General features: G+C 35.5%; 11 protein-coding genes. 4 read left to right on the top strand and 7 right to left on the bottom strand.

What is annotated here, in order from left to right; genetic code table 11:
• Positions 1 to 94: 94 nt before the first annotated feature.
• From ORQ98_RS06615 to ORQ98_RS06625, 3 genes are all read right to left on the bottom strand, one after another.
• A complete protein-coding gene (locus ORQ98_RS06615; protein WP_274688000.1) occupies positions 95 to 943 on the bottom strand; it encodes an ATP-grasp domain-containing protein in 849 nt (282 codons plus the stop codon).
• Positions 915 to 2,285: a KamA family radical SAM protein gene (locus ORQ98_RS06620; RefSeq protein ID WP_274688001.1), complete on the bottom strand. Its 1,371-nt coding sequence runs from the start codon at positions 2,283 to 2,285 to the stop codon at positions 915 to 917. The genes ORQ98_RS06615 and ORQ98_RS06620 overlap by 29 nt, the downstream gene beginning before the upstream one ends.
• A gap of 266 nt (positions 2,286 to 2,551) precedes the next feature.
• Positions 2,552 to 2,782, bottom strand: a complete 231-nt coding sequence (locus tag ORQ98_RS06625) for an alpha/beta fold hydrolase (protein WP_274688002.1) — start codon at positions 2,780 to 2,782, stop codon at positions 2,552 to 2,554.
• Between the two features lie 446 nt (positions 2,783 to 3,228).
• Here ORQ98_RS06625 and ORQ98_RS06630 point away from each other — a divergent pair, with 446 nt between their 5' ends.
• A complete protein-coding gene (locus tag ORQ98_RS06630; RefSeq protein ID WP_274688003.1) occupies positions 3,229 to 4,587 on the top strand; it encodes an alkaline phosphatase family protein in 1,359 nt (452 codons plus the stop codon).
• Between the two features lie 174 nt (positions 4,588 to 4,761).
• Positions 4,762 to 5,709, top strand: coding sequence for an ABC transporter substrate-binding protein (locus tag ORQ98_RS06635; RefSeq protein WP_274688004.1), 948 nt, complete (start codon positions 4,762 to 4,764; stop codon positions 5,707 to 5,709).
• A 14-nt stretch (positions 5,710 to 5,723) separates the two neighbouring features.
• Here ORQ98_RS06635 and ORQ98_RS06640 read toward each other — a convergent pair whose 3' ends face one another.
• From ORQ98_RS06640 to ORQ98_RS06650, 3 genes are read right to left on the bottom strand one after another with little or no spacing between them, the layout of a single operon-like run.
• Positions 5,724 to 6,428, bottom strand: coding sequence for a cytochrome c (locus ORQ98_RS06640; RefSeq protein WP_274688005.1), 705 nt, complete (start codon positions 6,426 to 6,428; stop codon positions 5,724 to 5,726).
• A 14-nt stretch (positions 6,429 to 6,442) separates the two neighbouring features.
• Positions 6,443 to 6,763, bottom strand: coding sequence for a plastocyanin/azurin family copper-binding protein (locus ORQ98_RS06645; protein WP_274688006.1), 321 nt, complete (start codon positions 6,761 to 6,763; stop codon positions 6,443 to 6,445).
• Between the two features lie 15 nt (positions 6,764 to 6,778).
• Positions 6,779 to 7,849, bottom strand: a complete 1,071-nt coding sequence (locus ORQ98_RS06650; RefSeq protein ID WP_274688007.1) for a cytochrome-c peroxidase — start codon at positions 7,847 to 7,849, stop codon at positions 6,779 to 6,781.
• A gap of 206 nt (positions 7,850 to 8,055) precedes the next feature.
• On the opposite strand from ORQ98_RS06650, the gene ORQ98_RS06655 reads away from it, so the two are divergent.
• Complete coding sequence (locus ORQ98_RS06655) at positions 8,056 to 9,816, top strand: sensor histidine kinase (RefSeq protein WP_274688008.1); 1,761 nt, start codon at positions 8,056 to 8,058, stop codon at positions 9,814 to 9,816.
• Between the two features lie 31 nt (positions 9,817 to 9,847).
• Here ORQ98_RS06655 and ORQ98_RS06660 read toward each other — a convergent pair whose 3' ends face one another.
• Positions 9,848 to 11,038, bottom strand: a complete 1,191-nt coding sequence (locus ORQ98_RS06660; RefSeq protein WP_274688009.1) for an MFS transporter — start codon at positions 11,036 to 11,038, stop codon at positions 9,848 to 9,850.
• 302 nt (positions 11,039 to 11,340) lie between these two features.
• Here ORQ98_RS06660 and ORQ98_RS06665 point away from each other — a divergent pair, with 302 nt between their 5' ends.
• Positions 11,341 to 12,126: an AraC family transcriptional regulator gene (locus ORQ98_RS06665; protein ID WP_274688010.1), complete on the top strand. Its 786-nt coding sequence runs from the start codon at positions 11,341 to 11,343 to the stop codon at positions 12,124 to 12,126.
• The last annotated feature ends 90 nt before the right edge of the window (positions 12,127 to 12,216 follow it).

The raw sequence follows: 12,216 nt of genomic DNA on the forward strand, positions 1-12,216 counted from the left end.
TTCAAATCCTCTCATAACAGTGGATTATACACATGATGCTGTATTATTGAACCTAGAAATGATTCGCGACTGGTATATATTAATAAAAAATGATTTAGATAGCCTTGTTGTAATGAGTTGTGTCTATTATTTTTTTGATAATTTTTTTGTACATCTCAATAATTAATTCTTCTCCATTAAATTGAATAAAGTGACTAAATTTAGGCCCTGAGTTCAATTCAACTAAAAAAAGATTGTTTGATGTATCTCTAATTATATCTACACCTACCATTTCAGCTGGAATATGCTGAAAAATTGGTTCAACGAAAGTTTGCAGCTCTTTTAACAAGCAGTTATCAGTTATATGTTTTGAATATCCACCAGGTAAGTTCCAATAGCTAGCTTTAAAACCCTCTTGATCAGTATATCGCTCGTAAGCTAAAACGAGTTCTCTTTTAAAAAAAATAGCTCTGTATTCTTGTTTGGTATTTATGAACTGTTGTGCTAAAGCCACATAATCGTAATCTAGTGATTGTCTATTATAAATAATATGTAGTGCATTAATCAGTTCTTTTTTTAGTTGACAAAGAAAAACATTTTTGGATAATGCGCCTCTATTTCTTTTGATTACCATGGGATATGAGAATTGGCTTTCAATTTTTTTAACTATTTTATCTAAACTGTTAAAACGCGTATATTGTGGGTATTCAGAAGCCTGTTGATAATCAATAAAACCAGTCGTTTTAGGCATATTGATGACACTTTTCAGTATGTGGTAAGTGTGCTCTTTATCTAAACAAATTTGAGCTACAGACTCTGAATTAAACGGAGTGCGGTTACTTTGAAATAAATAATTATTACTAAGCAACTGAACTCTAATCAAATTACCTTCTGGATCTAATAGACGGTATGGAATGTGTAAGCTTTGTAAGGCTTTAGTAAGACAAACTAACTGGGGTAACATCTATGTTATCCTTATTATTCACTGAATTTACTGTTGACTTTAAGAGTTCTGCTTCGAAAAAGAATACTTGCTTACCAAAAGCTGGTACTAAATCGGATAACCAGCAAGCTTTGTCGTTGTACTTTGCGTAAAATATTTTATTACACCACTCTGGATTGCGACTTTGAAGAAATTTTAACTGAATAACTTTTTCTCCAGCAATTTCCTCTATTCCTTCCACTGTGATTTTGCCAGGTGCTGCTGACATAGAGGGGCCTCTTACTGTTCGAGCGAGCCCAGATGTTTTTTGGTAAGCTTGCCTAAAAATTTCATAAGCTTTTACTAACGGTATTTCATAATAAGATTTAGGCCCAGTATCACGCTCGACAAACATATAATAAGGAATCATTCCAAGCTTAACTTGAGTTTGCCACATTTGTTGCCAAATGTTGGGGTCATCATTTATTTTACGAAGTAAGGGGGATTGGCAACGAATACTTGTTCCGGTTGTTAAAATCCGCTGTACAGCTTCTTGAGTTGCTTCAGTCTCTAGTTCCCGCCAGTGATTAAAATGAGCCATAAAAGCAAGATGCTTACCTGACTTATTTACTTTTTCAAAGATATACAGATACTGGTCAGCATCTTGATCAGTAATGAAACGATAGGGCCAAAATGATAATACCTTGCTACCAATCCGTATATTTTGAATATGCTTATAATCATTACTAAGCAAAGGACTAATTAGTTTATCGAGATGGCGAGCAGACATTATCATGGGATCACCACCAGTAATCAGTACATCAGTTATTTCTTTATGGTGCTTTAAATATTGAAAAAATAGCTGGCTTTGATCGGTAGCAAACTTAAGTTGCTTCTCACCAATGAATTGAGGCCAACGAAAACAGAAAGTGCAGTAAGTAAAGCAGGTTTGCCCTGCTGTAGGAAAGATTAATGCGGTTTCTCTATACTTATGCTGAAGTCCAGGAACAGGTGTGCCAGCTAAAAGTGGTACATTATGGACTAATTGTTCTGCCGGATGGGGGTTTAGCTGAGCCCTGACTTTGTGAATAACACGCTTCAACTTATCAGGATAATTTGTTTGATGAATCGCGCTTGCAACTTGATTAAATTGCTTTTTTGATAAAAATTCATGTTGCATGAAGGCTAACTGAAACATTGGATCTTCGGGGATATTATTCCAGTCAATCAATTCGTTGATAACATAATTATTGGTACGAAACGGTAGTACATGGCTTATTACACGCATAGTATGCTTTTGATCATCACTAAGCGCTTGTAACTGGGGGATAGTTTCAAAATTGTTTATATTATAATACTTTAGCTGATAATTTTTCTTTGTCATTCTTTTGTATATTGCCTATGTATTGCTTATTGTAAATTTATCAACTAGTACATAAGATATGCTTGATAGAAAGCAGCTTTTTGTAAAAAAACATAGGTGATCAATATACAGATTAGAAATGAATAAATAAAGAGTTGTAAATACTGACAACTATAAAGGGAGTCATTAGAGTGTTGATGACAGTCGGTATTTACTTCCTTGTAAATAAGGTTTCCTTTTATTCGTTTGTGCTTATTGTTTTTGATAAAATTGGCTAAGTAGTTCATTTACTTGGGTTGGCTGAGTGCCAGTTGACAGCCCCACATGCCACCAACGGATAATCCTACAATAGCAAAATGTTCTAAGCCCAGTTCTTTAGTTAGTAACCAATAATCTTCAGCCATTTGAGCTATGGTGTAAGGCATATTTAGTGGAGTATCAGATAAACCATGTCCCCACAGATCAGGAACTATACAACGATAGTTTTTTGATAATACTTCAATTTGTGGTTTCCACATGTTTGAGTCCCACAAATAGCTGGCCCAAATAATATAGGAAAACCCGTACCATGGTCTTGATAGTGTATTTGTCGGCTGTTAATAGTGGCGTATGGCATTACTCAGCTCCTTACACCAGTTGCTGTGAAGACTTTGAAAGGCTTCCTGTAAATTAGCTAGAAAAATGCTTGGGTTAACTCGGCATCAACGGTAGATGGCGATTTTAATGCAATGTTAGTTACTGGTAAGCAAGTAGTAGAGTATATAAAATGAAAGTAAATAGTTACTATATTTTCAAATGGCCAGATTTACTAAATGTTTGTAGGCAATAATATATACATAATTTGCCGTTATGCTTCTGATGTCAAACAGATGTTTAGAATGCTTTGCATCTAGATATATAAGTTAATTCAAAAGCTAAGTAAAAACATAGCTAATAATAATTATTAAATGAAAGAGAAATGATAATGAATAAAAGAGAAAAAATAAGGTATTGGGGGTTAATAACACTATTGTTTTTCATCAGCTCTAGCTTGGGAGCATCAGAAAAGGTATTGCTGGTAGGTATTGATGGTGTCCAATATGAACGTATTTTAGCCCTCAATACACCTGCATTTGATCGTTTAAATTTAATTAAGGCATATGCTGGTGGCGTGCAATGGCATAAAACACAGCAAAGAACTGTCAGCGGACCTGGATGGTCTACAATAATGACTGGTGTATGGAAGAATAAACATAATATATCGAGTAATACTGATGGTGCTGCAAATAATAATTGGCCGAGTATTTATCGGCATATTTATAATGCGAATCCACAAGCAAAAATATATGGGTATAGTACATGGGGGCCAATTCATACACAATTTTTTGCGAGAGATATGGATATTCTAACTGCTCATGCTGAAGGCGGAAGTGATGATGATAATGTAAATAGAACACTGAGAGTGCTTGAAAATGAGTTCCCTGATTTTATTTTTTTGCACTTAGATGAGCCTGATGCTGCTGGACATAGTCATGGGCATGGCCAAGCGTATGATGACTCAATTGTTCGTTCTGATCAAAGACTGGGCTTGTTGCTTGATGCAGTAGCATTTAGAGAACAACAGTTTGGTGAAAACTGGTTAGTATTGGTAACTACTGATCATGGCCGTAATTCAGCAGGGAAAGGACATGGAGGGCAAACAAAGAAAGAAAAGACAATATTTATAGCAAGTAATAAGCCACTACATTACCAATATAAAAACTATACAGCTGTACCCAATAATAGTTTTGATGGTCTTTATAAAGAGCCTGCCCAAACATATATTGTGCCCACAATTTTAAACTTTTTAGGAATAATGAGCGGTGATCATTGGGGATTAGATGGTTTACCACTCATAGGGCCCATTGAGGCAAAATCAATCTATGTCAACATTGGTGGTAAGCAATGTGGTCTTGAGTGGGATGCAAATGCAGGTACTCCAATCACTATTAGTAGAAATGAGCATGTAGCAAAGTTTGACTGCGAAGGTAATGCAGATCCAGTGTTTATTAGAGGGGATAAAATTTATACTAACATTCATGGCTCTGGTTGTGGTTTACAATGGGATGTTGATAAAGGCACACCATTAACCTTGGAAGAAAATGAGCATGTAGCAAAGTTTGACTGTGCTGGGTATGCTGATCCAATGAATATAAGTGGTAGTGAAATTTCAGTTACTATTAATGATCAAATCTGTGGCTTCCAGTGGGATGCTGATGCAGGCACACCAGTTACTTTAGGTAGTAATGAGCATGTAGCTAAATTTGATTGTGTGGGCAGTGCTGACCCTATTATGGTTAAGTAGTAAGCGTAGGAGTAAGTCTGCTATGGTAAGACTTACTTCTTAAGTATTACCTGTAAAGAATCTTTAGGGGGGCTCTAATCAAATTTCAATAAAACTGATGTTTTTAAGCTATTCTTTGGGCAAGTATTTAGTCTCTATTAATATTAAGAAGCTTCTTGAGTTGTGTAAATTAGCATGAAGATTATTTTTTTTCTGCTGATGTATCTAATAGCAAGTACAGGTTTTGCTGCGAATAAAGATGATAAGAGCCAGGCAATAACAATAGCTTTAAATGATTGGGCAAGCCAGATTGTGTTGTCTTATGTTGTGGGTAATATTTTAAGCAAACAAGGGTATCAGGTTTTATATCGACATATTAGTGTAGCTCAACAGTGGGGGGCATTACGTTTAGGCCAGATTGATCTTCAAATTGAAGTTTGGGAAGGCTCAATGGCTAAGGATTTCAAGCGAATGATTGAAAATGGTGCCATTGTTGATGCAGGCATACATGATGCTAAAACCCGTGAAGAATGGTGGTACCCAGAATATGTAGCAGACTATTGTCCAGGGCTGCCTGACTGGCGAGTATTAAATAAGTGTGTTCATTTATTTACTATGGAACACTCTGGTAATAAAGGGGTATATATAAGCGGACCTTGGGATAGGCAGGAAGGGAAACGCATTCGTGCGTTAAAATTAAATTTTTTATTAAAGCGCATTGGTGGTGAAGCAATTAAACCAACAATTTTATTGGCTATTAAGAAAAAAACTCCATTACTTGTGTTTAATTGGACTCCTAATTGGGTTGAAAATCGTATTAAAGGTAGTTTTGTTGAGTTTCCTGTTTATGAGCCAGAGTGTATAACAAATCCTAAGTGGGGGCCTAATCCTATGAAGACAATGGATTGTGGAAACCCGGTTAATGGCTGGCTAAAAAAAGCTGTGTCAACTAATGTACAAAATATATGGCCTTGTGCTTATAAATTCATTCGTAATATTAACTTTAATAATGAAATGATTTCTGAGGCTGCTGCTCTTTATGAGTATGATAGGCTTTCCTATAATAATGCAGCAGTTCGTTGGCAAGTAAAATATAAAGACATATGGATAGTTTGGTTTCCAAAAGAGTGCTATGGAAGTTAGAAGTAACGTTAGTTTTAGTTATTTCTTAATTTTAATAGATACTGAATAATAGCATTAATCTCAGTTTCAGTTAACTCCTTACCCCAAGGTGGCATATGCTTAGAGCGGTTCATCGCTGCTCCACCTTTTGTAATAATTTGTTGTAAATAAACTAGACTAGCAGTACTTTTGGTTAGATTATAAGGAGGAGGGTTACGAATAACTTTAGCTAGTCGGCCATTGCCCTCGCCGTAGCGACCATGGCACATACTACATCGGGTTACAAAGAGCTTTTGCCCGGCATACTTGGCCATAGGGGCTGTTTTTGTAGCGTTACTTATATATTCATAGGCTTTATCAGGAAAAAAATACAAAAATTGGGTAAATTGGGTAACGGTTTCTAACTCATTCCAGGTAAGCTCATCTTTCCATGGTGGCATGTAATCGCTAATGCCCTCAATAATACTTCCCTCTGCGATCAGTTGACGCAGTTTTGATAAGTCACTAGGATCTTTAATAAATTTTTTTTTGAATAGATTGGTAGAGGGATATTTAGCAACGATAATGGGCAACAGTCCTTCACCCATACCATGATCACCGTGGCAAAGAACGCAGCGCTGTTGAAAAATTTTTGCACCTAATTGTAATTGCTGCTCATTAGCTGGTTTGCCAGTCACTGAGCAAGTAATTGCTAAGGCTAGTATTAAAATATATAGGTTATAGTTTTTAGTGACTAGCATAAGCATTAACTTAATCACTCTTCAACTATAATTTTCATGTTCATGCTTGGATGGATAGCACATTCTACCTCAATGACTCCAGGTTGCTTAACTTTAATTGACCTGAACTCCCCCTGTGGGTATGAGCCAAGATCAAAAAACATGGTATCAGATAAGCTAAAAATATTATGGAAAAATGGATCTTGGTTAGTAAAGCGAATTTCATCCCCTACTTTTACCCTAAGCTCATTAGTACTAAACTCTTTATTTTTCTGATCAACAATGTGTACATCGGCAGTAAGTAGCAGTGGATAAATAAGTGCTATAGAAAAGCAAGCCAGTTTATATACTTTCATTTTCAGTTTATACATCTAAGGTAAAATGGGAACGGGGTAACTATCTGTTGTTGTGGTTAGTGCCTCCAAGAACAATTTTAGCTGTTTTTTTTCAATCTTGGATAATGATAACTTTTTCATTTCTGGGTCTATGTTGGTAGTTACTTCTCCACCTTGGGTGTAGTGATCTATCACATCAGTTAAAGTCGCGGCTGATCCATCATGAAAATAAGGGGCTGTTAGTCCAATTCCTCTAAGAGGTGGAGTCTTGAAAGCGCCTTTTGAAATTTTAATGGGTTTAATGTTGTAACGACCTAAATCTGGATTGGAGGAAGCAAAAGACTTTAAGCCAATATTATGAAATCCATCATCAGTAAAGTTAGGAGGATGATGGCAGCTTGCACAATTACCTTTAGTCTTATTTATAAAAACCTGAAATCCAGCTACCTGATCAGCAGACATAGCAGCAGATTCACCTGCAATCCAGCGATCAAAAGGGGTGTTCTTACTAATAATCGTACGCTCAAATTGAGCTATGGCGGCAGCTAGAGTCTCTTTGTTGATATGTTTACCTGGAAAAGCTTTTGCAAACAATCTTCTGTATGTAGAGTTTTGGCTAAGAAAAATAAGTAGCTTTTCATAGTCTGCATTCATTTCATGCTCTGCCCCCATCACGCCCAAAACTTGGCTTTCAAGGTTTGATTGGCGTCCATCCCACATAAAAATTTTGTTATAAGCTACGTTGATAAGAGAGGGGGTTGCTCGATTTAAACTTATTCCTTGTTGGCCAATCGCTGTTTTCAATCCATCACTCCAACCTAATGATGGATTGTGACAGGTGGAGCAAGCAAAATTGCCGTTGGCACTTAATCTAGGATCAAAAAATAACAGCTTGCCTAGCTGTAACTGTTCTACTGCATTAGCTGCTGTCGTTATAGGGGGGACTGGTAATAGCCATTGTTGTAAAGAGGGATGGCCAGGTTCGAAGTAAGTAATAGAGTCACTGTCTTCACTGGCATATAGCACAGAAATTAATTCTGGTAACAGTAGTAAAGTTAATAAGAATGGCTGTAAAAATAAGCCTTTTAAATATATGCCTGAAGCCATAGTATAATAGCCTAAAATTTTAGAGTATAGGCATCAGTTCTATAATACTAGCTATGAATAAATGAAATGCAACGTTAAGGCGTATAGCTATAGGATAGACCTACACTAGCTATCAGCTACAATAACATCTATAAAGGCTATTGTAATGACGCTTTATTACAATACCTGATATACGAAAAATAGTATATATCAAAAGAATCAACTAAATGTTAGTTCAGTGGCTTGAGCAAAAATCACTTAAAATAAAAACCTTTTTACCACCATTAATTTGCATAGTGGCAATGTTGTTTGTTGTAGCCAGTACTTTTTGGTATACCTACCAGCAACGTGTTAGGTTAATTCATATAGAAACTGATAGTCAACAGAAGTCTAAAATCATAGATGAAATTGCCCTAACACAGTTTTCTGTCCAGCAAGAACTTCTAATAACACTGTTGCGAAATATTTCTATAGAAAAAGCTCAGCTTGAAGCTTTTAAAGTAAGTCAAACCAAAATAGCCAATATTGAAAAAAATTATAGGCTGACTAAAAAGGAGTTAGAGCTTATCAGTGAGATTAAGGAAAAGCTGAATGAGTATAAACAAGTGGTCATGATGGTGACTTATGCAAAAAAAGAAGATAGATTAGCACTTAAACTTAACCTGGATTTCGATAAAAAATTTAATGACTTCATTAAAACACTAAAACTATACAAAACTTATGTTGCTGTCTCAGGTAAAAAAGAATTGAAAGATATGCTGTTAAAATCCGATGCATATCGAAACTATTTTATACTTTTATTGATTGCCGTTGTCTTGATATTGACTTTAATAATGGTAGCCCTAAATAAGACGATAATTCAGCCTGTCACTAAGTTAATAAATGCAGTGGATGATGATAATATAAAATTTATTGTAGGTGAGTCAACAAAGCGCAAAGACGAAATAGGAAAAATATATAGAATTATAGCAAAATTTAAAAATGAAGCTTTGGATGCAGGAAAGCCTTCTGGAAATCACTTAAACAACGCTAGCTATAGTGAGAATACTGTAAAAGAAAATAGTAATATAGTTAGTTTAAACTTAGAAAATGGGTTTGATAAAAAAGAAATAAAAAGCGAAAATACAATGAGTGCTTATCATAACGAGCAAATCAACGAACAGCCAATTCAAGTGCAAGAAGATAGAAAGGAAACTGATCAGAAGGGTGATAAAAAAGTACATCAGGAAGAGATATCTATTGTTAAAGAAAAAAGCCAACTATTAGAGATGCTAATTATTGGTTTGACTAGAGAAATTAATTTATATATTGGTGAGTCAATGAGTGCTTCCTCTGCTGTTGCAAGAAATATATATAAATTAAAAAAACAAGTAAGAGTAGTAGAAGAGGAGAACTATGATCTTATCTATAATTTTATTAATAAAAGTGAAAAAAATATTGAACTTGTTATGGATAAGTTAGATTTAGCTGATTACATGATAAAAAATATTAAGAGGTCTATTGTAACCAATGAAAAGAGGGATCCTGTTTGGTTTGGGATCAATGAGGTTATAAAAGAAGCTATTAATTCATTTGAAGAAAAGTCAGAGGATATCATATTTGAAATAGCTATTGATAAAGATGTTATGATTAATAGTTATCCAAGCGAGTTGTTGAATGTTCTTTCTATATTGTATGATAACTGTGTTATACATGCATTCGGTGATAGCTTGGAAGGTAAAAAAATTACAATTTCAGCTATTAGTAATGAAAAAAAATTGACTTTACAGTTTTCTGATAATGGTAAGGGGATATCAAAACAATATTTGGAAAAAATATTTGACCCGTTCTTTACAACTAAAAGAGGAAGTAAAGGCCGACTGGGCTTGGATTTGTATTTAGCATATGGAATCGTTAGCCAGATTTTATATGGAGAAATTTCAGTTAAAAGTGAGCTGAGAAAAGGGACTACTTTTACTATTATTTTACCAAGTGATAGAAAAAACTAACACTTGGTGCTTTTTAGGTGAATCTAACAGTCTAACGAGTAACTGGCTGACCAGCTCTCTTATTAGTAGAAAGTATTGTTTCATTACCTTGTTCTGGGTTATTAGGTATTAGCTGTGTTACTATTAAAGATAAACAGGCAATTAGTGCTCCAATATAAAATACTAAAGGAGGGTTGACCAACCAAATTATTCCAAAAAGAGCGGGAATAACTACAGCGGCTATATGGTTAATAGTGAAGCTTACTCCAGCATTAGAGGCAATATCGGCCGGGTCTGCAATTTTCTGAAAATAAGTTTTTATCGCAATGGCCATGGCAAAGAACAGATGATCAACAACATAAAGCATCGCTGCCACTTCAGATGATTCAACTAATCCGTACCCTGTAAACACTACTATTAAGCCAACATATTCAATAGTTAAGGCCTTTTTCTCTCCGATCTTTTGAATTAGCTTGCCAAAACGAGGTGCTAGATACAAGTTGGCTGCATGATTAATTATAAATAAGACACTAATATCTGCTACAGAGTAACCAAACTTTTCTACCATCATGAAAGCAGCAAATACAACAAAAATTTGTCTTCTTGCACCACTTAAAAAAGTAAGCAGATAATATAGCCAGTAACGTTTTCTTAAAATTAGCTTTTTATTCTGAGCCACTTTTTCAGGAAATAAAGGAAAGGCAAATAGTAAAATGGCAACTATGATTAACCCAAGACTACCGCCTAACAAATAGGTACTGGTGAAACTGACATTGAATAAGTTTAATAACCAAACTAAGCTATAAGCTGTTAAGGCACTTAATGAGCTAACAGCTAATAGTTTTCCCATAAATACAGGTGCAGCAGTTTTATCCAGCCATTGCAGCGCAAGAGACTGCTTTATTGTTTCAAGGTAATGAAAGCCAATACTCATTAGTACTGTAGTGGCATATAGGCCGTATACTGTTGGAAATAACCCTGAAATGGCTACACCAATACTCAGTATGGCAAGAGAAATAATAGCAAATTGTTGCTCTTTTATGGCTAGTAAGATAAATACTGCAGTAAAAGCAAGAAATCCTGGAATTTCTCTTAAGCTTTGTAAGATACCAATTTCTTTTCCAGTAAACCCTGCTTCTTGAATACTGAAATTATTTAACAGTACTTGCCAGGTAGCAAAACACAATGGCATTGCAATAGATAATAGAATCAAAAATACTTTTGGTGTGCGATATGTATTCATTTGTACTAAAGCCTTTTACATATAAACTACCACTGACCAGTGGTACATGGGTAAAATAAGGTAACGACTTCTTCTTAATTTATTCTTTGGCTGTATTGTCTTTTCTTGAGGTAGACCTAACTATGCCGGCAAAAATTGCTTTCCCAGAAAATAAATGGCTTTGAAGACGGTTGTCCAACTTTACACATAGACCACTAGCATAAAGGATATTTGTTTGTCATAATTTATTAATATTGCCATATAGTTCATTGATTTGGTCAAATTTATCAAGCAAGTTAAGCTTTTAGGTGAGTACTTTGGCTATGAGCCGCCAATCAAGCGTTAGCACATCAATTTGTAAAAAAATGCAATGGCTTGTGGAGCCTCGGTCTGTAGATATGCCACCCAAGCACTTTGTAGCATCTCATCAGCATCCTTGGGGGCAGTTTTTATTTGCCGTTGAAGGACTTATTTGTGTTAAGACCGAAGCAGGCACTTTTTTGGTTCCCCCGCAACAAGGTGTTTGGGTGCCGTCTTATACAGACCATGAAATATTTACGTTGTCAGGCGCTAAGTTTCGTAGTTTATACATAGCTAAACGCTGTTCTGAAAAGCTTAATCGCCCTACCAGTGTTATCCAGGTTACAGCTTTATTAAGAGAAGTGATTTTAGCCATCACTAATATCCCTGTTAAAGGGAAACCTGATAGCGTTACTAAGCACCTATGGTTGGTGTTGTATGATTGCCTAAAATCAGCAGAGTCAGTACCACTTAACTTGCCAGTACCACAAGATAGCCGTTTGACGAAGCTGGTGAATAGGCTTTTACAACATCCTACTGATAGTCAGTCATTGGAAGCTTGGGGGGTTCAACTGGGTGCTTCTGCCAGAACAATCAGACGGATTTTTCTCAACCAGACGCAAATGAGCTTCAGTGAATGGAAACAACGGTTAAAAGTGCTTAAAGCAATTGAGCTAATGATTGCTGGAATGACAGTTACTGAAGTAGCTTTTGAATTGAAATATGAATCAAGTGCTGCCTTTATTAATATGTTTAAACGGCAGATGGGGCTCAGCCCAAAAAGCTATTTGGCTCGAATGTTTCATTAAACCACAGAAAGCTCGAAAAAATAATGGGCTTTTATGATGTTATTAATGCGATAATTACCCTTAATATGCTTAAAAGATATACGAATTTAC

The sequence above is a fragment of the Spartinivicinus poritis genome (assembly GCF_028858535.1).
GTDB classification, from domain to species: Bacteria; Pseudomonadota; Gammaproteobacteria; order Pseudomonadales; family Zooshikellaceae; genus Spartinivicinus; species Spartinivicinus poritis.

Bases quoted from the DNA above. Each gene is read 5' to 3' on its own strand.
- ORQ98_RS06615 (WP_274688000.1), bottom strand. From the start codon at position 943: ATGTTACCCCAGTTAGTTTGTCTTACTAAAGCCTTACAAAGCTTACAC.
- ORQ98_RS06620 (WP_274688001.1), bottom strand. From the start codon at position 2,285: ATGACAAAGAAAAATTATCAGCTAAAGTATTATAATATAAACAATTTT.
- ORQ98_RS06625 (WP_274688002.1), bottom strand. From the start codon at position 2,782: ATGTGGAAACCACAAATTGAAGTATTATCAAAAAACTATCGTTGTATA.
- ORQ98_RS06630 (WP_274688003.1), top strand. From the start codon at position 3,229: ATGAATAAAAGAGAAAAAATAAGGTATTGGGGGTTAATAACACTATTG.
- ORQ98_RS06635 (WP_274688004.1), top strand. From the start codon at position 4,762: ATGAAGATTATTTTTTTTCTGCTGATGTATCTAATAGCAAGTACAGGT.
- ORQ98_RS06640 (WP_274688005.1), bottom strand. From the start codon at position 6,428: ATGCTAGTCACTAAAAACTATAACCTATATATTTTAATACTAGCCTTA.
- ORQ98_RS06645 (WP_274688006.1), bottom strand. From the start codon at position 6,763: ATGAAAGTATATAAACTGGCTTGCTTTTCTATAGCACTTATTTATCCA.
- ORQ98_RS06650 (WP_274688007.1), bottom strand. From the start codon at position 7,849: ATGGCTTCAGGCATATATTTAAAAGGCTTATTTTTACAGCCATTCTTA.
- ORQ98_RS06655 (WP_274688008.1), top strand. From the start codon at position 8,056: ATGTTAGTTCAGTGGCTTGAGCAAAAATCACTTAAAATAAAAACCTTT.
- ORQ98_RS06660 (WP_274688009.1), bottom strand. From the start codon at position 11,038: ATGAATACATATCGCACACCAAAAGTATTTTTGATTCTATTATCTATT.
- ORQ98_RS06665 (WP_274688010.1), top strand. From the start codon at position 11,341: ATGAGCCGCCAATCAAGCGTTAGCACATCAATTTGTAAAAAAATGCAA.